Origin of the sequence: Xanthomonas axonopodis (assembly GCF_001304695.1) — a bacterium.
In the GTDB taxonomy this organism is placed as follows: domain Bacteria; phylum Pseudomonadota; class Gammaproteobacteria; order Xanthomonadales; family Xanthomonadaceae; genus Xanthomonas; species Xanthomonas axonopodis.
In genome coordinates this window covers 13,015-31,885 of sequence record NZ_JFAQ01000122.1, presented here as the reverse complement: position 1 = coordinate 31,885, position 18,871 = coordinate 13,015, and the positions used below count along the sequence as shown (strand labels likewise).

Below are 18,871 nucleotides of genomic sequence, written 5' to 3'. Positions count from 1 at the left end.
GTCTAGAGGGTGCGGCCATCAGCACCGCACCACCAGCGCACGGTTCAGCGATCGCAACCGGCCAGCTTGATGCTCTGACCCGGCTTGAGCGCGTACGCCGGCGCCTTCAGGCCGTTGGCCTTGGCCAGCTCCTTGATCTCGCATTGATACTTGTTCGCCACGCGACCGAGCGTGTCGCCCTTGGCGATGGTGTAGCTGCGTACCTGCTTGGCCTTGGGCTTGGCAACTGCCGGCTGGCCGGTGGCGACGGTGGTCGGTACGCCGGCCATCTGGCTGACATCGCCCACCGCCACGCTGGGCACGTACTCGGGCGCGCTACTGCTGCGCACGATCGCGCTGTTGAGGTCGGCAGTGATCAGGGTGCGTGCCAGATCCGCACGCGGGCCGTTGACGCAGTAACGGGTGTAGAGGTTGACGATGCGGTTGGTGGCATTGATGACAGTGCCGGCCGGAATCCAGCCATCGGATTCGTAACGCGGGTTGAGATTGCGCAGCGCACGCATGTAGCCGTCGCGTGTGCCCATGCTGCCCAGGCAGATGGTGAGCTCGTAGATGGTGGTCGACTTGGCCAGCTTGAGCGTGGCCGGCTGCGCATCGAGCTTGGGGAAGTCCACCCCGTACTGGCGCGGGTGCAGGAAGATCCACGCCGCCGCGATCACCATCGGCACGTAGTCCTTGGTTTCGACCGGGAACTGGTTATAGACGTCCTGGTCCCAGAAGCCGCGCCCGCCGCTCTGCGAGAACGCGCGCGCGGCACGGCCTTCACCACCGTTGTAGGCGGCCAGCGCCAGTTCGATGCTGCGGTTGAGCCCGGCCATGCGCTCGTTGAGGTAGGCGGCGCTGGCTTCGGCGGCGCTGCGTGCATCGAAGCGGGTGTCGAAGCCGGTGCCGTCCGGGCCCAGCCCGAAGCGACGTCCGGTCGCAGGCATGAACTGCATCAACCCGGCCGCACCCGCGCGCGAGCTGGCATGCACCTTGCCGTTGGATTCCTTGGCCATGATGCCGAACAGCAGCGCCTCGGGAAGACCGCGCTTCTGCCATTCCGGCCACATCACGCCGCGCAGGTTGCTGTAGTTCTCATAGCTGGTCAGCAGCGCCGGGCGCATATCGGTGAGCCAGCGCCGGACGCCGGCCTGCACGGCCGTGTTGTACTGCACCATCTTGTCGAAGTCGTGGCGCTGGTCGTTGAGCAGCGTGGCGGCACGCGCGGCCTCGGGCACGCCGTTCGACGCCGGGCCCAGATGGTCAGGGTCGGCTTGCAGCAGCGTGTCGTCGTCTTCCGGATCTTCGGCGGCCGGCGCCTCGGCATCGGCGCGCGCCTTGAGCAGGCGCTTGTAGGTGGCCAATTGATTGGAGACCAGGCAACCACGCTGCTTGATGCAGGCCTCGATGATGTCTTCCATGTCCTCCAGCGCGGCGTCGCCTTCGGCAGTGCCCTTGGGGTCGGAGTTGTTCACCAGCACCAGCGCATCGCGATAGCGCTTTTCGGCGGCGGCCATGCGCGCATCGAGCGCGGCGGCCTTCTCCGTGTCGCGTTTGGAGATGGCGTGGGCGGCGGGGACGACAGACATCAGCGCCAGCACGGCCAGGACAGGCCATGGGCGCAAACCAAAATGAGCGAGCGGCATCGTAGGCAGTACAGCGGAAAGGCAGGCAGGGTAGCCGCCGGGGCGATACCGGGGCAAGGCAGCCGGGCCGCCGGGGTCAGTGGGCCGTTAGCTTGGTGGGCGCGATCGATGCGTGCAGCACCTGCAAACCGGCTCACCGCCGTCATGATTTGCATGCGCCAGCGCCTGCAGCGCGGCGTGCGCGTGATGGCCCGTTCCGCCCAGCCTGCCCGCCCGAATCTGCCGAGTTGCCGGCTGGCATTGCCCGCCGGGATTGCCCGCTAGAATCGGCCCTTTCCTACCGGATCAGCGCAATGGCCTCGTTCCTGCTCGGCAAAGGCATCACCGACGACATCCCGGTTGTGCTGGAAGGACGCTTCGGCAACCGCCACGGACTGGTGGCCGGCGCCACCGGCACCGGCAAGACCGTGACCTTGATGACCCTGGCCGAAGGCTTCTCGCGGCTGGGGGTACCGGTGTTCCTGGCGGATGTGAAAGGCGATGTCGCCGGCCTGGCCGTGGCCGGCGATGGCGCGCCCGGCGTGCTGCAGCGCGCCAATGATATGGGCATGACCGACTACGCCCCGGCCGCCAACCCGGTGGTGTTCTGGGACCTGTATGGCCAGCTCGGGCATCCGGTGCGTACCACCGTCAGCGAGATGGGCCCCACCCTGCTCGCCCGGATTCTGGAACTCAACGACACCCAGTCCGGCGTACTGGACATCGTGTTCAAGCTGGCCGACGACCGCGGCTTGCTACTGCTGGACCTGGACGACCTGCGTGCGCTGCTCGCGCTGGTGGTCGAAGAGCGCAAGGAGCTCTCCACCAGTTACGGGCTGGTGTCCAGCCAATCGGTGGCTGCCATCCAGCGCGCCTTGCTGCGCTTGTCGCAGGACGGCGGCGAACAGTTCTTCGGTGAGCCTGCGCTGGAACTGGCCGAACTGATGCGCGTCGCGCCGGATGGCCGTGGCGTGATCGGCATCCTGGCGGCCAACCAACTGGTGCTCAAGCCGAAGCTGTATTCCACCTTCCTGCTGTGGCTGTTGTCCGAGCTGTTCGAACGCTTGCCCGAAGTGGGCGACCTGGAACAACCCAGACTCGTGTTCGTCTTCGACGAGGCGCACCTGCTGTTCGACGATGCGCCGGCGGCGCTGGTGCAGCGCATCGAGCAGGTCGTGCGCCTGATTCGTTCCAAGGGCGTGGGCGTGTATTTTTGCTCGCAGTTTCCCGACGACATTCCCGACAACATCCTCGGCCAGCTGGGCAACCGCGTGCAGCACGCATTGCGCGCCTACACGCCGCGCGACCAGAAGGCGGTCAAGACCGCCGCGCAAACCTTCGTCGGCAATCCCAAGCTCGATGTCGCCACCGCCATCTCCAGCCTGGGCACCGGCGAGGCGCTGGTGTCACCACTGCAGGGCAAGGGCGTACCGGCGCCGGTGCAGCAGACCTTGATCGCACCGCCGCGTTGCCGGATGGGACCGATCACGCCGCCCGAGCGCGCGCAGGTACGCGCCTCCAGCCCCGTCGGCACGCGCTACGACGCCGCCATCAATCGCGAATCGGCCGCAGAACTGCTCGCACGCCGCGTCGAACAAGTGGCCGAACACAACGCAGCCCCACCTGCCCGCACTCGCGAAGACGACGACACGCACGATAGCGGCTTCGGTCAGGCGGTCAAGGACGCGGTCTTCGGCACCAGCCGCCGCCAGGGCATGCTGGAAGCGATGGCCAAACAGACCTCGCGCACGGTAGGCAACAAGATCGGCCAGCAAATCGTGCGCGGCATTTTCGGCAGTATTTTTGGCGGGAAGCGCTAAGCGCTCTCGACAACCACAAGGACGTACATCATGCAACCCATCTGGCGGCATCATTCACGCTGTCCAGTTTTGCCTGACGTGCCCCGCGCAGCTTGGCGTTGGTGGTCTGCTGCAGGTGGCGCGCATGCGCATCGGCCTCCAGCGCGCCCAAGCCGGAGTGCACGTAATAGTGCACGGCACTTTCGACCAGGCGGTCGTCCTTGCGCTGGTAGCCCAGGTAGACCGCCACATTGATCAGCACCAGCAGCAGCGTCACCCAGGGAATGTTCTGGCGCGACCGGGGTTTGTGCAGCGGCATGATCAGCATGACAACGTCCGTGTCTTAAGAATGGCGCAAAGCTTCGCTGTGCGGCGGCAGATGCGCAAGCACGTCATGCGCGCTAGCATCGCGGCCCCGCCGTTCGAAACTGCCTGCCCCATGAGCCGCTGGCGCCCACCTGCCGAGAAAAGCACTGCGCTGATCACGCCCCGAAGGCCATGCCCGCCTCAAGGCCGAGCTGGACGACTTGTGGCGCGTGCGCCGGCCCGAAGTGGTACGGGCCCTGGCGGCAGCCGCCGCCGAAGGCGACCGATCGGAAAATGCGGAATACACCTATCGCAAGAAGCAGCTCGGTGAAATCGATCGGCGTGTGCGCTATCTGAGCAAGCGGCTGGAAGCGCTGCGCGTGGTGGATACCGCACCCACCGACGCGAACGCGGTGTTCTTCGGCGCACAGGTGGAACTGGAAGACGCCGACAGCGGCGAGCTGCTGCGCTACCGCATCGTCGGCCCGGACGAAACCGATGCCGGACGCGGCTGGATAAGCATCGATTCGCCCCTGGCACGCGCACTGCTGAAAAAGCGCGTGGACGACGAATTCGACGCGCACTTGCCGGCCGGCAAATACACGTTTATGGTGGTGTCGGTCTATTACGAGGCGTGAAACCCATGAATTTCAACCTATTGAACGCACTGGAAAGAGCTGATATGGCTTCAATATCTGATCGCGCCGAGCGCATCGAATGGCTGGCTAAGCTGGAGCAGCCTCCCGTACCCTTTTTAAATGATGATATTGAATCACTCACTCTGCTCAATGAAGCAAAAAACTGTTTCAAACGCAGCCTGGACATTGCAGCAGTTTTAACGGCAACTGCTTACATTGAGATGACCTTGGCGGATGAGTTGAGGGAAGCGGGCAATTCAAAGCGGAAGCTACCATTGGGAGAAATGATTACAGAGATAAGAAAAATCCGGGTACGCAATGTAGTTTTAAGCCAGGAATTCCTAGACAATCTCGAGCTGCTGGTCAAAAAAAGAAACGCCTACGCGCATCGAAAAGAAGCCAACGACCTAGACCATACGCTCGGACACCGACTCATCACCGAACAAAAACATCCGCGCACCGTCATGCGCGAAGACGCAGAACTTGCAATGAAACTCATGTACGAACTTTTCTACCGCACCTTGCACTCTTGCCCTAGCTGATCACCGCAAGTTCAATGCCGCGATTATCCGTGACCGGTAACGCATCACCAAACAGATCGTGCTCGTCGCTGTCGGTGATTTCCACATCGACCAGATCGCCCACCTTCAAGCCGAACTCGCCGCCGTTCTGGATATGCACCAGCCCATCGATTTCCGGCGCATCGGCACGCGAGCGGGCCACTGCGATGTCGTCTTCGATCAAATCCACCAGGCACTGCTGCACGCTGCCGATCTTGGATTCCAGGCGCAACGCAGAGATCTGCGCCTGCTTGGCCATGAAGCGCGCCAAGCGCTCCTGCTTCACCTCTTCCGGCACCTGGTCCGGCAAGGCGTTGGCGCTGGCGCCGTCGACCGGCGAATACGCAAACGCACCGACACGGTCCAGCTGCGCCTGATCCAGGAAGTCCAGCAAGGACTCGAATTCGGCCTCGGTTTCGCCGGGGAAACCGACGATGAAAGTCGAGCGCACGGTGCTCTCCGGGCACATCGCCTTCCAGCGCTGCACACGCTCCAGGGTTTTTTCCACCGCGCCCGGGCGCTTCATCAACTTGAGAATGCGCGGACTAGCGTGCTGGAACGGGATGTCCAGATACGGCAGCAGCTTGCCTTCGGCCATCAGCGGAATTACGTCGTCCACGTGCGGATACGGGTACACGTAATGCAGGCGCGTCCACACGCCCAGCTCCGACAAGCCCTCGCACAGCGCTTTCATGCGGGTCTGGTACATGCGGTCGCGCCACGAACGCTCGGCGTACTTCAGATCTACGCCGTACGCGGAGGTGTCCTGCGACACCACCAGCAGTTCCTTGACCCCGCCACGCACCAGCCGCTCGGCCTCGCGCAGCACCTCGTCCACCGGACGCGAAGCCAGATCGCCGCGCATCGACGGAATGATGCAGAAGCTGCACCGGTGATTGCAGCCTTCGGAAATCTTGAGATATGCGTAATGGCGCGGGGTCAGCTTGATGCCGTAGTCCGGCACCAGATCCACGAACGGATCGTGACGCGGCGGCAACGCCGCGTGCACTGCCTCCATGACGCTCTGGTAGTCCTGCGGGCCGGATACCGCCAGCACTTGCGGATATGCCTCACGAATCTGCTCCGGGCGCTTGCCCAGGCAGCCGGTGACGATGACCTTGCCGTTGGCGTTCATCGCCTCGCCGATCGCGTCCAACGATTCGGTCACCGCCGAATCGATGAAGCCGCAGGTGTTGACCACCACCACATCGGCAGCGTCGTAACTGGGCACGATGTCGTAGCCCTCCACGCGCAGCTGGGTGAGGATGCGTTCGGAGTCGACGAGCGCCTTCGGGCAGCCAAGGCTGACGAAGCCGACTTTAGGGTGCAGCTGGGACATGGAAGCAGGAGCCTGGGAAGCGGAGCGGCCTGGGGCCTGAGCGGGTCAATTATAGCGGCGTGGGGGCGGCGCTCTGAACCGCAGGCCGCGCACGCGGGGTCACCTTAGCGGAACCCTCACCTTCGCCCCCGCCAATCCGGTCGATAATTCACGCCTCCCCCGGACTGCAGCAGGAGTTTCCATGGGTCACTGGACCACGCTGGACACACCCGACGGCCAGGTCGCCGCCTGGCACGCCACACCCGCTTCCAGCCCGCGCGGCGGCCTGGTGGTGATTCAAGAGATCTTCGGCGTCAACGAACATATCCGCGCGGTGGCCGACGACTACGCCGCACGCGGTTATGAGGTGCTGGCACCGGCCTTTTTCGATCTGGAAGAAAAGGACGTGCAGTTGCCGTACGACCATGAGAGCCTGCAGCGCGGCCTGGCGCTGGCCAATGCGGTGGGCCTGGAGCGCGCCGTGGAGGTGGTGAAATCCGCCGCCACCCTGCTGACCCGCGCCGGCAAGGTCGGCACGGTGGGCTACTGCTGGGGCGGCTCGGTCGCGCTGCTATCGGCCATTCGCCTGGGGCTGCCGTCGGTGAGCTATTACGGCGGCCGCAACACCCAGCTGCTGGACGAAACCCCCATGGCGCCGGTGATGTTCCACTTCGGCGAGCGCGATGCCAGCATTCCGCCCGAGGCGATCCAGGCCCATCGCGAGAAACTGCCGCAGATGGAGACCTTCGTGTACCCGACCGGGCACGCCTTCAACCGCAGCATCGACCCGACCCACTACGACGCCGACAGTGCCGAGCGTGCACTGGAACGCACCTTGGGCTTCTTCGCGGCGCACCTGGGATGAGCGACACCGCACCAGGCGCGCCTGCGGGCGACTTCCAGCTCGACCAGCGCCTGGCGGCCGATAGCGTGTTCGTCGCCGACGGACCGCTGTCGCAGGTGCGGCTGATGGACGACACCCGCTTCCCATGGCTGGTGCTGGTGCCACGGATGGCCGATGTCAGTGAGTGGATCGATCTGAATGGCGGCCAGCAGCGTTTGTTGCTGGCCGAAATCAACCAGCTCTCGCAATTGCTACGTGTCGAGCCTGGGGTGAGCAAGCTCAATATCGGCGCGCTGGGCAATATCGTGCGGCAGCTGCATGTGCATCTGGTCGGCCGTCACCCTGGCGATGCTGCGTGGCCCGGGCCCGTCTGGGGCAGCGGCAATGCGCAGCGCTTTGCGGCCGAGACGTTGCAGCAGCATGTCGCGGCGTGGGCGCAACGGCTACGATAGACGCCTGTCTTTCAACCAGTCTCCCTCATGAAATCCAATGTCGTCGCCGCACTGATCCTGATCCTCGTCGGCTTGCTGTTCCTGGCCAATAACCTGGGCTGGACCAATCTCAGTATTGGTCGTCTGATCGCCACCTGGTGGCCGGCCGCACTGGTTGCGTGCGGCATCGGCATGCTGTTCGGGCGCGGCAAGTAGGTGGGGCTGGGATTGGGAAGTTGGGATTGGGGATTGGTTGGAGCGAGCTATTGGCGCTGCTGACATTCCAGCGGCTGGGTAGGAGGCGCTTGCGAGTTGGGGTGCGGTGCTGCGTTTGGTCGCACCGCTGCTCACGCGCTCGTGGCACTTCAATCGACGAACAATCGCTTATCCACGCTTTTCGTACGCATTGGTTGCTGCCGATTTGGGCGGTCCAGCGCTGTCCTGAGCAGAGCCAGTGCAGCCTGTCGCTCACCGCAGCGTTCCTCTCCCATCGGGACATTGTCCTCCTTCATGGGGAGGAAGGTGCCGCGTCGTGGCGCATGAGGGACGGGCGAAGCGTGGTGCACCGGAGATGCTGCTTCAAAACGGGATGCTCGGCTCCCACCAGCGCCAGTTATCGCGCGGACGCGGCTAGCCAAAAGCGGCAGCACCCACATCTCCGTCGACGGCCGCCCCACCGAATGCCGCCACCGACATGACGTTTGTCATCTGCGATTGTTGACTTCCGGCACCTGATCGTGGGGCGCATCCGGCGCAGCATGGCCTCATACCCAACGAGGACATCGCCATGAACTACCGCCTGATCCCTGTCCTGTTCCTGATTGTCATGGGCGCGCTGTTTCTGCTGGACAACCTGGGGCTGGCGCATATGGATGTGGGCCACCTGATCGCGACTGGTGGCCGGCGTTTCTGATCGCCGCCGGCGTGCGCCAACTGCTGCGCTATCGCGAGAAAAAGGCCGCAACCTGCTGAAGGTCACGGCCGCGCCATTGCATCAAGAGCGGCTAAAAACCGAGTGAGCAGCCGGCAGGCGAAACGAACCGGCGTGTACGCGCGGAACATGCCGATCCCGAGCCCAGGCCGCGCCCGCCTGGCAGCGAGCGCAGTCGTCTTGGTCGCTGCCCTACGTGCGCGGCAGGGTCACGCCTGTCTGGCCCTGGTACTTGCCGCCACGGTCCTTGTACGAGGTCTCGCAGACTTCGTCGGACTGGAAAAACAGCATCTGCGCCACGCCTTCGTTGGCATAGATGCGCGCCGGTAGCGGCGTGGTATTGCTGAATTCCAGCGTCACATGGCCTTCCCACTCCGGCTCCAGCGGGGTTACGTTGACGATGATGCCGCAGCGCGCGTAGGTGCTCTTGCCCAGGCACACCACCAGCGTGTCGCGCGGGATGCGGAAATATTCCACCGTACGCGCCAGTGCGAAGCTGTTCGGCGGAATGATGCAGACGTCCGATTCGATATCGACAAAGCTGCCGGGATCGAAGTGCTTCGGGTCGACGATCGTCGAGTTGATGTTGGTGAAGACCTTGAACTCGCGCGAGCAGCGCACGTCGTACCCGTAGCTGGAGGTGCCGAAGCTGACGATGCGCTGCCCGGCCGCATCGTGCTTGATCTGGCCGGGTTCGAACGGCTCGATCATCGCGTGCTGTTCGGCCATGCGCTTGATCCAGCGGTCGCTCTTGATGCTCATGCGGTGTTCCTTGAAGACGGAAGGCGGCGAGCCGAGCGGCCCGCGCGAAGACGGCGAATTCTACCAGCGGCCGGCACCCGCAGCCGGCCGGACGGGTTACAGCAGCGACGCAGAAATCGGGATGCTGGCGCGCGGGCGCTTGCCCAGTTCTTCGGCAAGCCGCGTCGCCGCCGCCAGGTAGGCCTGGGCTGCCACCGACTCTGGCGCAGCCACCACAATCGGCTGACCGGCATCGCCTTGCTCGCGGATCGCGATTTCCAAGGGCAGCGACCCCAGCAACGGCACGCCGTACTGCGCCGCCATACCCTCGCCGCCGCCTTCGCCGAACAGATGCTCGCGGTGACCGCAGTTGCTGCAGGTATGCACCGCCATGTTTTCGACGATGCCGAGCACCGGCACCTCGACCTTTTCGAACATCTTCAAGGCCTTGCGCGCGTCCAGCGTGGCGATGTCCTGCGGCGTGGTGACGATCACCGCACCGGCCACCGGAATCTTCTGCGAGAGGGTCAGCTGGATGTCGCCGGTGCCGGGTGGCAGATCGATCAACAGGTAGTCCAGGTCGTCCCACAGGGTGTCGTTGAACAGCTGGGTCAGCGCAGAAGTCGCCATCGGCCCGCGCCAGATCATCGGGGTGTCCTGATCGACCAACAGGCCGATCGACATCGCCTCGATCCCGAACGCGCGCAGCGGTTCGATCGACTTATTGTCCGGGCTATCCGGTCGCCCGCTCAGGCCCAGCATCGCCGGCACGCTGGGACCATAGATATCGGCATCCAGCACGCCGACGCGCGCGCCCAACTGACGCAGTGCCAGTGCCAGATTCACCGCAGTGGTGGACTTGCCCACGCCGCCCTTGCCCGACCCCACCGCAATCACGTTGCGGATGCGCGGATGTGGCGCCAATGCGCCCTGCACCGCATGCGCGGCGATTCTGCGTTCGCCCGTCATGCGCCAACTGCCTGCGCAACAGCGCGTGCAGCTACGGAACCACTTTCCGCCATTGTGTTCATCGCTTACTCGACTGGTCGTGTGCCAATGCACGAGCGACGCAAGCATCGCCCGGCGCGACATCAAAAGAGGGCGTCAGTGTACTGGCTCGGCCAAAAACAGCTGGTTTGTTCGGCAACCCCGACTAACGCCCGCGCGTTAGCGCGTGACATGTTGTGACATATTTCGCAAACATGGACACAAGATTAAGTGATTGTTACGTTCGAAAAAAGTTCAACCGGCGCTCAGCGAGCCTAGCGATGCCAATCGAATTTCAGCAAGGATTCTGCAGCATCCTGTCGAGCCGTACCTCGCAGCGCACCCGCCGCCACCGCCTCAGCACCGCACTTTTCGGCGTACGTGCCGCATCCGCGGGCAACGCCGCCGCCCAGTCCGAAAATGGCGTCGCGCCCGATACGACCGATCTGGACAAGGTCACCGTCACCGGCTCGCGCATTGCGCGCACCGGCTTTGTCACGCCCTCGCCAGTCACCGCGATCACTGCAGAGCAAATCCGCGCCACCGGCGCGACCACCCTCAGCGACCTGATGGCGCGTATGCCGGCACTCGCCCAGACCTACACGCTAGGCAACTCCACCCGCTTCATCGGCACGGCCGGCCTGGGCATGCTCGACCTGCGCGGCATGGGCGCAGACCGCACGTTGGTGCTGGTCAACGGCCGTCGCCATGTGGGCTCCAGCCCCGGTTCGACCGCGGTGGACGTCAACACGATCCCGGTGGAATGGATCGAACGTGTGGAAGTCATCACCGGCGGCGCGTCCGCGGTGTACGGCGCCGACGCCGTGGCCGGCGTGGTCAATTTCATTCTCAAGAAATCGTTCACCGGCTTCGAAACCCGCGCGCAGACCGGTCTGGCCGACGAAGGCAATTTCAACCGCTCATTTGCCAGCTTTTCTGCCGGTATCGATTTCGCAGGCGGCCGCGGCAACATCGCGGTGTCCGGCGAATACAGCAAGCAAGATCGCTTTGGTCGCGGCAATCGCGCCATCGGCCGCGAGTATCTGGTGAGTGTGCCCAATCCCGGTTTCGACCCCACCTGTCCGCCAAGCGAAAGCACCCCACAGAACGTGCTCAGCGGCCCAGGCGGCAACCATTCGACCTCCTACGGCGGCACCTTCAATCTGGGCACGTTCGATTTCCGTAACCCGGCCAGCTACGGCAACCGTTATCTGTTCAACAACGATGGCAGCTTCCGGCGCAACCGCTACGACGGCACGGTGGTGAGCAACACCTCGTGCGTGGATTGCGATTTCGTCAACCTCAACGCGGTGGCCGACCTGCAGCCGGGCTTCGATCGCAAAAGCGTCAATACGATGATCAACTCGAGATCAGCGAAAACCATCGCGTGTTCTTCGAAGGCAAATACAGCGAAACCGATTCGGAATTCTTCAGCCAACCCGCATTCGACAGCTCGCTGCGCGTGCGTCGCAAGAACCCGTACGTCAGTCCCGACCTCGGCGCCTTGATGGATTCGCGCGGCGCTACGCAGATCCTGATGAACCGCTTCAACGTCGATGCCGGCCGTCGCGGCGAAAACATCGAGCGCAAGACTTACCGCGCCGTGCTCGGTGCAGAAGGCAACTTCACCGACAACTGGACCTACGACGTATCTGCCAATTACGGCAAGACCACGGTCGACCGCCTCAACCTCAACAACCGCATCAACGAGCGTTGGCAGGCCGGTATCGATGCGGCGCGCGATGCCAGCGGCAACATCGTCTGCCGCACCACGCTGGATCCGACTGCGGTCAATCCCAATACCGGCCGTGTGTACTCGGCACTGGCCCGCGAAGGCTGCGTGCCCTTCAGTGTGTTCGGCAATGGTGCGGTTACCCCGGAAGCGGCTGCGTGGTTCAACACCACCGCGCGCTCGCAAGCCAAGATCCAGCAGACCGTGTTCAGCGCTTCGGTGGCTAACAGCAACCTGCTGTCGCTGCCGGCCGGCGACATCGGCTTCGCCGGCGGCGTGGAATACCGCAAGGAACAGAGCGAAGAAGTCACCGACCCATTGGCTGCGTTGGGCGCGACCTTCCTCAACGCCATCCCGAACAACGGCGGCGACTACAGCGTCAAGGAAGTGTTCGTCGAAAGCACCATCCCGTTGCTGGCCGGCCTGCCGGGCGTGGAGCGTCTGGCGCTGGACGTTGCGGGACGCTATTTGGACTACAGCAGCATCGGCTAGACCAATACCTGGAACATCGGGCTGGACTGGACCATCATCCAGTCGTTGCGGTTGCGCGGCACCCTGGCACAGGCCGTACGCGCGACCAGCATCGGCGAGCTGTACGCATCGCAGAGCGAAAACCTCGCCACCATCAACGCCCCCTGCAATTACCTGCCCACCAATATCAACCGCCCCGGCACCGCCGGCGATGTGGCATTGCATCAGGCCAACTGCAGTGCGCTGGGCGTGCCGGTCGGCTGGATCGACACCTATACCTCCACTCGCCCCGGCGTGAGCGGCGGCAATCCGGAGCTCAAGCCGGAGCGCGCGCGCAGCCTGTCGTATGGCGTGGTGTGGCAGCCGGAGTTCTTCGAAGGCTTCGGTATGTCGATCGACTACTGGCGCATCGACCTGCGCGATGCCATCGGCACGGTGACTGCGGAAACCAATGCCACCCGCTGCGTGGATAACCCCGGCGGGATCGGCAACAGTTTTTGCGGCTTCGTGCAGCGCGCACCGCTGGGCGGCTTCACCGACCCGCAAGGCCGCATCTATCCTGAGCACAGCATCACCGGCTGGCAGGCACTCAACGAAAACCTCGCCCGTTCGCGTCGCGTGGGCGTGGATCTGGAATGGACTACCGCTTCCAGATCGGCGAAGGCAATACCTTGCTGCGGTTCGTCGGCACCCGCCTGATCCAGTCCCGCGAATGGGTATTCCAGGACTTTCCGCAGGAATACGACGAGTATGTGACCTCCGTGACCGACCCGCGCTGGCGTGCGCAGTTCCAGACCAAGTACAACTGGAACGAGTGGCGCGCGTCGTGGGACATGAACTATGTGGACGGCAACCTGCGCGTGACCCCGGAGAGCTATAACAGCAACCCCGGCTCGGCCAGCCCGATCAAGAACGGCTAGTACGTGTATCACAACTTCCAGTTCGGCTACCAATTCCCCGGCTCGAAGATCGACGTGTACCTGAGCATCGACAACGCCTTCGACAAGGATCCGCCACACAACTATTTCGGCTCGGATTTCAGCTCGGCGTTGTACGACAACGTCGGTCGCTTCTTCTACCTGGGGACGACGGTGAAATTCTGATGGCCTCACGCGCATAGTAAAGAGCCCCGCTTGTCGGGGGCTTTTTTGTTGGGCTTTGTCCAGGCGGTGGATCTTCGCTCGCGAAGTGGAACTCCGAGCAACGTCCGATCCACCGGCTGCACCAGACGATCTGTATCGAACGTAACTATTAAGTCGCGAGCGCCGCTTCAGGTCGTTTGCCGAGGTGTGGCACACAGCACCACTTTGTGCCTAATTCCTCACATCCAACGCGGATTCCGGTTATTTCATTAACAAATCATATCAGACGCTTGCACTCCGTAGCAGGCATTCATTACGTTCGGGTTAAGGCCATCTGACTCCCCGATGACCGCCCCTTATCCGAACTCCAGTTGAAAGGTCAGGAATGAGCAATCAGTTTCGTCGCCAAGTCCTCAAGCGCACCGCCCTCGCTGTCGTGCTCGGTGCTTGCCTAACCAACGGCGCGGTCTACGCGCAGACCACCACAGGCAGCATTTACGGCAGCGCCCCGTCCGAAGCCGGCAGCACGATCATCGTGCAGAGCGACACCGGTCTCAGCCGCATCATTACGGTGGATGCAAATGGCCGCTACAACCTCGGCTCGCTGCCGGTGGGTGCCTACACCGTCACCCTGAAGCGCGGCGATCAGGTCGTCGACACCCGCAAGAACGTGCAGCTGCGCGTCGGCTCGGGCACTGAAGTGTCCTTTGCCGGCGCGGCCGCATCGGGCAGCAATGCCGATGCAACCACGCTCGGTGCGATCACCGTCACCGCCGCCAACGCGCCGAAGATCGATGTCAGCTCCACCAGCTCGCGCTCGGTGATCACGTCCGAGCAGTTGGCTACCCTGCCGCTGGGCCGTAGCGCCGAAGCGATTGCCTTGCTGGCACCCGGTGCGGTGGCTGGTAGCGGCGCGTTCAACAACGGCTCGCGCTCGGTGGTGTCGTTCGGTGGCTCGGGCGTCACAGAAAACGCTTACTACATCAATGGCTTCAATGTCAGCAATCCGCTCAGCAACCTGGGCGGCGTGAGCTTGCCCTATGGCGCCATCGATCAGCAGGAAACGTATACCGGCGGTTACAGCGCCAAGTACGGCCGCTCTACGGGCGGTGTCATCAACCAGCTAGGCAAGCGTGGCACCAACGAGTGGCATTTTGGCGCGCAGGCCGTGTGGGAGCCGGACTCCCTGGCGAGTTCCACCGGCGATGTCTGGTTCCCGAACAAGACGCTGCCGGAAAATTACGGCTACACCAACCGAACCCAGCCCGGGACGCTCTATCGCAGCGGCAAAGACAATAATCAGACCCGTACCGTTTATAGCGCATACGCAGGCGGCCCCTTAATCGAAGACAAGCTTTTCATCTTTGTCGCTGGCGAAACCGATAAGACCGATGGCGTCACTACAAACGCTTGGACGAGCGCGATACAGGGCCAAAATAACTACGGGTACAGTTCTCCCAAGTTTTACGGAAAGCTGGACTGGAACATTAACGACTCCAATATTCTTGAATACACACGCATTCAGAACACGGACCGCCGTGGCGGCTATTACACCGCATTCAATTACAACGATTTAAGCACCGGCGGTGCAACCGGCATTTTCCCTGATACGTTTAAGATCACCGACAATTACGACATCTTCAAATATACCGGTTATCTCACCGATGATTTGACCTTTAACGCTACCTGGGGCCGTAGCACTGAGCACAACCGCCAGTTCAACCCCCATATCTCGGCGCTCCCGTTTCTGGACGGTGTCACAGAGCAAGATCCGGCAATCGTCGGCACCACGCCCATCCGCAACAACCAGGCTACCAATCGGGCGAAGGCGGACGATCCGATCAACAAAACCCGTAGCCTTCGCCTTGAGCTGGAATATCGACTGGGTAATCACGACCTAACCGCGGGCGTGGACAATATGTATTTCAACGCCTACGACGAGGGCGTTCGCACCACGGGTCCGGGCTACCAATGGATCTACGGGCGACAGGACAACCCCGCCGAAGGCATTAATCCGGAGCTCGGCGTCGGTGCGCCAGGCGGCCAGGGTTATTACGCACAGCGTCGAATCTTTTCCACGACCACCAGCATGGCGGTCGAACAGAAAGCCTATTATCTGGAAGACCGTTGGCAGGTCAGCGAAAATTGGCTGCTGACGCTCGGCATCCGTAACGACAAGTTCACTAACTTCAACAGTGAGCATGTCGCCTATGTGGACAGTGGCGACCAGTGGGCACCTCGCCTGGGCGCAAGCTGGGATGTGCTCGGTGACTCTTCGTTGAAGGTGTTTGCCAACCTCGGCCGCTACTATCTAGCACTGCCTAACAGCGTCGCGATTCGGGGTGCGTCGGCATCTACCTACACCGACGAGTACTTCACCTACACCGGTATCAATGCGAATGGCGAGCCGACGGGTCTTGGCGCTATCGGTCCCGGCCCTGTCTCGGGCAATGGCGAGTATGGCCAATCACCAGATCCCAACGCCTTTGCGCCAAGCGATCTGAAGTCGCAGTACCAGGACGAAATTATCCTGGGCTTTGAAAAGACATTGGGCGAGAGCTGGAATTCCGGCGCCAAGGTGACATATCGCAAGTTGCAGAGCGCGATCGATGACGTATGCGATCCGGGCAAGATGTCCGCGAAATTGGCTGCAAGCGGTGGCGATGTCAGTAGCGTCAGTATCCCGGGCTGCGTCATGTTCAATCCTGGACAGACCAATATTTACAATCTCGCCAACGTCGACGGATCAGGCTACACGCAGCTGCGCATGAGCCAGTCTGACTGGGGATTCACCGATAAGGCGCGTCGCAACTATGTCGCGGTTGATCTGTTCTTGGAGCATCCGTTCGACGAAAAATGGTATGGCCGCGTCGACTACACGTGGTCGCACAGCTACGGCAACACGGAAGGCCAGGTGAAGTCTGATATCGGTCAATCCGACGTTTCCAAGACTCAGGACTGGGATGCTGCCGCACTGATGTATTACGCCGGTGGTAGCCTGGCGAACGATCGTCGGCATCAGCTAAAGGCATTCGGTGCGTATCAGATCTCGCCGGAATGGATGGCATCGGCCACGGTGCGCGTCATGTCGGGCACGCCTATCTCATGCCTGGGCTACTTCGGATCCAACGAAGACAATCCGATCGGTTATGGCTCTGCCTACCATTACTGTGGGGGACAGGCATCGCCTCCGGGTGATGCTGGACGGACTCCCTGGATCAAGAATCTGGACCTCGGCATTACCTACAGGCCTTCTTTCGCCGACCACAAGTTGGCACTGGGCCTTCAGGTCTTCAACGTCTTGAACGACCGCTCGGTGAACCGTGTTGAAAGCCGCTACAACACCGCGCCTTACACCGTTCGTAACACCTACGGCATTGGCACGGACCCGTACAATTACAACACGCCGCGCTTTGTTCGCCTGACTGCAGCCTACGATTTCTAATCACAGGCACGGCACCGGAGCGCTGGAAGGCGTTTCCGGTTGCAGACAACGTGTTACAGAAGGCCCTGGTTTCCAGGGCCTTTTTATTAGTTCGCTTATGAAATGATCGGAGAGGTAAGCCGATCACCCACCCAAAATCACCCGTGCCGCATTATGCCCAGGCGCACCCGTCACACCTCCGCCGGGATGCGTCCCGGAGCCGCACAGATACAGCCCTGGCACCGCGCCGCGATACGCACCCTGGCCCAGGAGCGGGCGTGCGCTGAAAAGCTGATTGAGGCTGAGGGCGCCGTGGAAGATGTCGCCACCAACCAGGCCGAAGATGCGTTCCAGATCGAGCGGGCTGAGGATCTGCCGGCCCAGTACCGATGCGGCAAACCCGGGCGCATAGCGCTCGACCGTCGCGATCATCAGATCGGCCACCTCGTCGCGGCGGTCGTCCCACTGCCTGCCGTCGGGCAGTTGCGGTGCCACGTGCTGGCAGAACAGGCTGGCGACATGCTGGCCAGGTGGCGCAAGGGTGTCGTCCAGGGTGCTGGGAATAAGCAGTTCGACCACGGGTTCACGCGACCACCCGAAAGCGCGCGCGTCCTGCCAGGCGCGATCCATGTAGTCCAGGCTCGGTGCCAGGATGATGCCGGCAGTCAGATGATCGCCATCGCCGGGTAACGCAGTGAAGTCCGGCAGGCGCGAGAGCGCCACGTTCATGCGGAAGGTGCCCGACCCGCAGCGGTAATGCGCGATACGTTCGCGCGTTGGCGCAGACACGTCGTCTGGCCGCATCAGGCGCTGATACAGTAGTTTCGGATTGACATTGGCCACGACCGCGCGAGCGCGGATCGTTTCCCCGGCAGTCGTGACGACACCGGCCGCATGCCCCTGCTCTACCAGCACGTGCCCCACCGCGCAGCCGGTACGGATCTGCGCCCCGTGCTCGCTTGCGCTGGCGGCCATGGCCTGAGTGATCGCGCCCATGCCACCAATGGCGTGGCCCCACGCCCCCTTGACGCCGTTGCTCTGCCCGAACACGTGATGCAACAACACGTAGGCGGTGCCCGGCGTGTAGGGGCTGGCGTAATTGCCCACGATGCCGTCGAAGCCGAACAAGGCCTTGATCGGCGCGCTTTCGAACCAGCGCTCCAGATACTCGGCCGCTGAAATCGTAAACAGGTCCAACAGCTCCTGGCGCAATGTCAGCGGCAGGCCCTGCAACTGCAGCCCAAGCTTGCCTGCCCGCCATAGCTGCGGCAATGCCTGCAGCCAGCCGCCATCGGTGATATCAGGCGGTGGCTGCAATGCAAGCGCACGCAATACATCGGCCAATTGCTCCAACCGCGCCTCATAGGCGGGTAACGCCGCCGCATCCCGCGCTGAAAACTTGGCGACTTCCTGTGCCGTGCGCCCTGCACCGGCAAGCAGATAGTCACCGTTCGGCAGCGGCAAAAAGTTGTTGATACGGCGCGGCACCACACGCAGGCCATGGCGCTCCAGTGCCAGATCGGCGATGACCTTGGGCTGCAGCAACGACACCGTGTACGCCGCCACCGAATTGCGAAAACCCGGATGAAACTCCTCCGTCACCGCCGCGCCGCCAACCACCTCGCGCGCTTCTAACACCAGCACCCGTTTGCCAGCCTTGGCCAGATAAGCAGCGCACACCAACCCGTTGTGGCCGGCGCCGATGATCAGTGCATCCAGGGGTTCAGAGGCGATGGGCATGCGTTGGTATATAGCACCGCTTACCCGCGCCCACCATCTGGCAGCGGCAGCGTCTGAGCGCCTGCCCGCCGCTACCAACGCACCACCGCGCCAGCGCGTGCCACCGGCAAGACGACGAACGGCCGCTGCAACGTCGCGGCGGGCATTGCAGCAAGTGCCACGCTCAAGGATTCGAGGGTGAGCAGGCCGACACGTCCAGCCGACAGCTGGATGTTGTGTGATCGGCAGTGCCGCCGTTGCACTGCTGGCACTGGCCAGGT

Annotated in this window: 11 protein-coding genes and 4 pseudogenes; 9 read left to right on the top strand and 6 right to left on the bottom strand. The window is 62.8% G+C overall.

Translation table 11 applies throughout. The features are described 5' to 3' along the window. Positions 1-44: 44 nt before the first annotated feature. Positions 45-1,628, bottom strand: a complete 1,584-nt coding sequence (locus XAXN_RS11955) for a transglycosylase SLT domain-containing protein (protein WP_054319701.1) — start codon at positions 1,626-1,628, stop codon at positions 45-47. A 293-nt stretch (positions 1,629-1,921) separates the two neighbouring features. On the opposite strand from XAXN_RS11955, the gene XAXN_RS11950 reads away from it, so the two are divergent. Further along, the gene (locus XAXN_RS11950; protein ID WP_054319700.1) at positions 1,922-3,427 is read left to right on the top strand and encodes a helicase HerA-like domain-containing protein; all 1,506 of its coding nucleotides are present in this window, start codon (positions 1,922-1,924) and stop codon (positions 3,425-3,427) included. 34 nt (positions 3,428-3,461) lie between these two features. Here the strand turns inward: XAXN_RS11950 and XAXN_RS11945 are convergent. Beyond that, positions 3,462-3,734, bottom strand: a pseudogene (locus XAXN_RS11945) (rhomboid family intramembrane serine protease); the annotation flags it as partial. A gap of 111 nt (positions 3,735-3,845) precedes the next feature. On the opposite strand from XAXN_RS11945, the pseudogene greB reads away from it, so the two are divergent. Together greB and XAXN_RS11935 are read left to right on the top strand one after the other, a co-directional pair. Continuing rightward, a pseudogene (gene greB / locus XAXN_RS11940) lies at positions 3,846-4,350 on the top strand (transcription elongation factor GreB). A gap of 5 nt (positions 4,351-4,355) precedes the next feature. Continuing rightward, the gene (locus XAXN_RS11935) at positions 4,356-4,892 is read left to right on the top strand and encodes a hypothetical protein (RefSeq protein WP_054319698.1); all 537 of its coding nucleotides are present in this window, start codon (positions 4,356-4,358) and stop codon (positions 4,890-4,892) included. Here XAXN_RS11935 and rimO read toward each other — a convergent pair. Continuing rightward, positions 4,885-6,249, bottom strand: a complete 1,365-nt coding sequence (rimO, locus tag XAXN_RS11930; protein WP_054319697.1) for a 30S ribosomal protein S12 methylthiotransferase RimO — start codon at positions 6,247-6,249, stop codon at positions 4,885-4,887. The two genes, XAXN_RS11935 and rimO, sit on opposite strands and share 8 nt — an antisense overlap. A gap of 181 nt (positions 6,250-6,430) precedes the next feature. On the opposite strand from rimO, the gene XAXN_RS11925 reads away from it, so the two are divergent. The 4 genes and pseudogenes from XAXN_RS11925 (at position 6,431) to XAXN_RS11910 (ending at position 8,475) form a co-directional block, all read left to right on the top strand. Continuing rightward, positions 6,431-7,093, top strand: a complete 663-nt coding sequence (locus tag XAXN_RS11925; RefSeq protein WP_054319696.1) for a dienelactone hydrolase family protein — start codon at positions 6,431-6,433, stop codon at positions 7,091-7,093. Then, entirely contained in the window at positions 7,090-7,524 is a 435-nt protein-coding gene (locus XAXN_RS11920; protein ID WP_054319695.1) for an HIT domain-containing protein, read from the top strand. Before XAXN_RS11925 ends, XAXN_RS11920 begins: the two co-directional genes overlap by 4 nt. 27 nt (positions 7,525-7,551) lie before the next feature. Continuing rightward, on the top strand, positions 7,552-7,719 hold the full coding sequence (locus XAXN_RS11915; protein WP_008577498.1) for a LiaI-LiaF-like domain-containing protein: 168 nt from the start codon (positions 7,552-7,554) through the stop codon (positions 7,717-7,719). Between the two features lie 571 nt (positions 7,720-8,290). Further along, positions 8,291-8,475 (top strand): annotated as a pseudogene (locus XAXN_RS11910) (LiaF transmembrane domain-containing protein). 151 nt (positions 8,476-8,626) lie between these two features. On the opposite strand, the gene dcd reads toward XAXN_RS11910, so the two are convergent. Together dcd and apbC are read right to left on the bottom strand one after the other, a co-directional pair. Further along, complete coding sequence (gene dcd / locus XAXN_RS11905; protein ID WP_005912996.1) at positions 8,627-9,196, bottom strand: dCTP deaminase; 570 nt, start codon at positions 9,194-9,196, stop codon at positions 8,627-8,629. A 96-nt stretch (positions 9,197-9,292) separates the two neighbouring features. Next, a complete protein-coding gene (apbC, locus tag XAXN_RS11900) occupies positions 9,293-10,144 on the bottom strand; it encodes an iron-sulfur cluster carrier protein ApbC (protein ID WP_054319694.1) in 852 nt (283 codons plus the stop codon). A 335-nt stretch (positions 10,145-10,479) separates the two neighbouring features. Here apbC and XAXN_RS11895 point away from each other — a divergent pair. Then, positions 10,480-13,468 (top strand): annotated as a pseudogene (locus XAXN_RS11895) (TonB-dependent receptor plug domain-containing protein). Between the two features lie 364 nt (positions 13,469-13,832). After that, complete coding sequence (locus tag XAXN_RS11890) at positions 13,833-16,892, top strand: TonB-dependent receptor (RefSeq protein WP_054319693.1); 3,060 nt, start codon at positions 13,833-13,835, stop codon at positions 16,890-16,892. A 123-nt stretch (positions 16,893-17,015) separates the two neighbouring features. Here the strand turns inward: XAXN_RS11890 and XAXN_RS11885 are convergent, their stop codons facing one another. Further along, positions 17,016-18,611 (bottom strand): phytoene desaturase family protein, encoded by a 1,596-nt coding sequence (locus XAXN_RS11885; RefSeq protein WP_054319692.1) that lies wholly within the window; start codon positions 18,609-18,611, stop codon positions 17,016-17,018. Positions 18,612-18,871 lie beyond the last annotated feature (260 nt).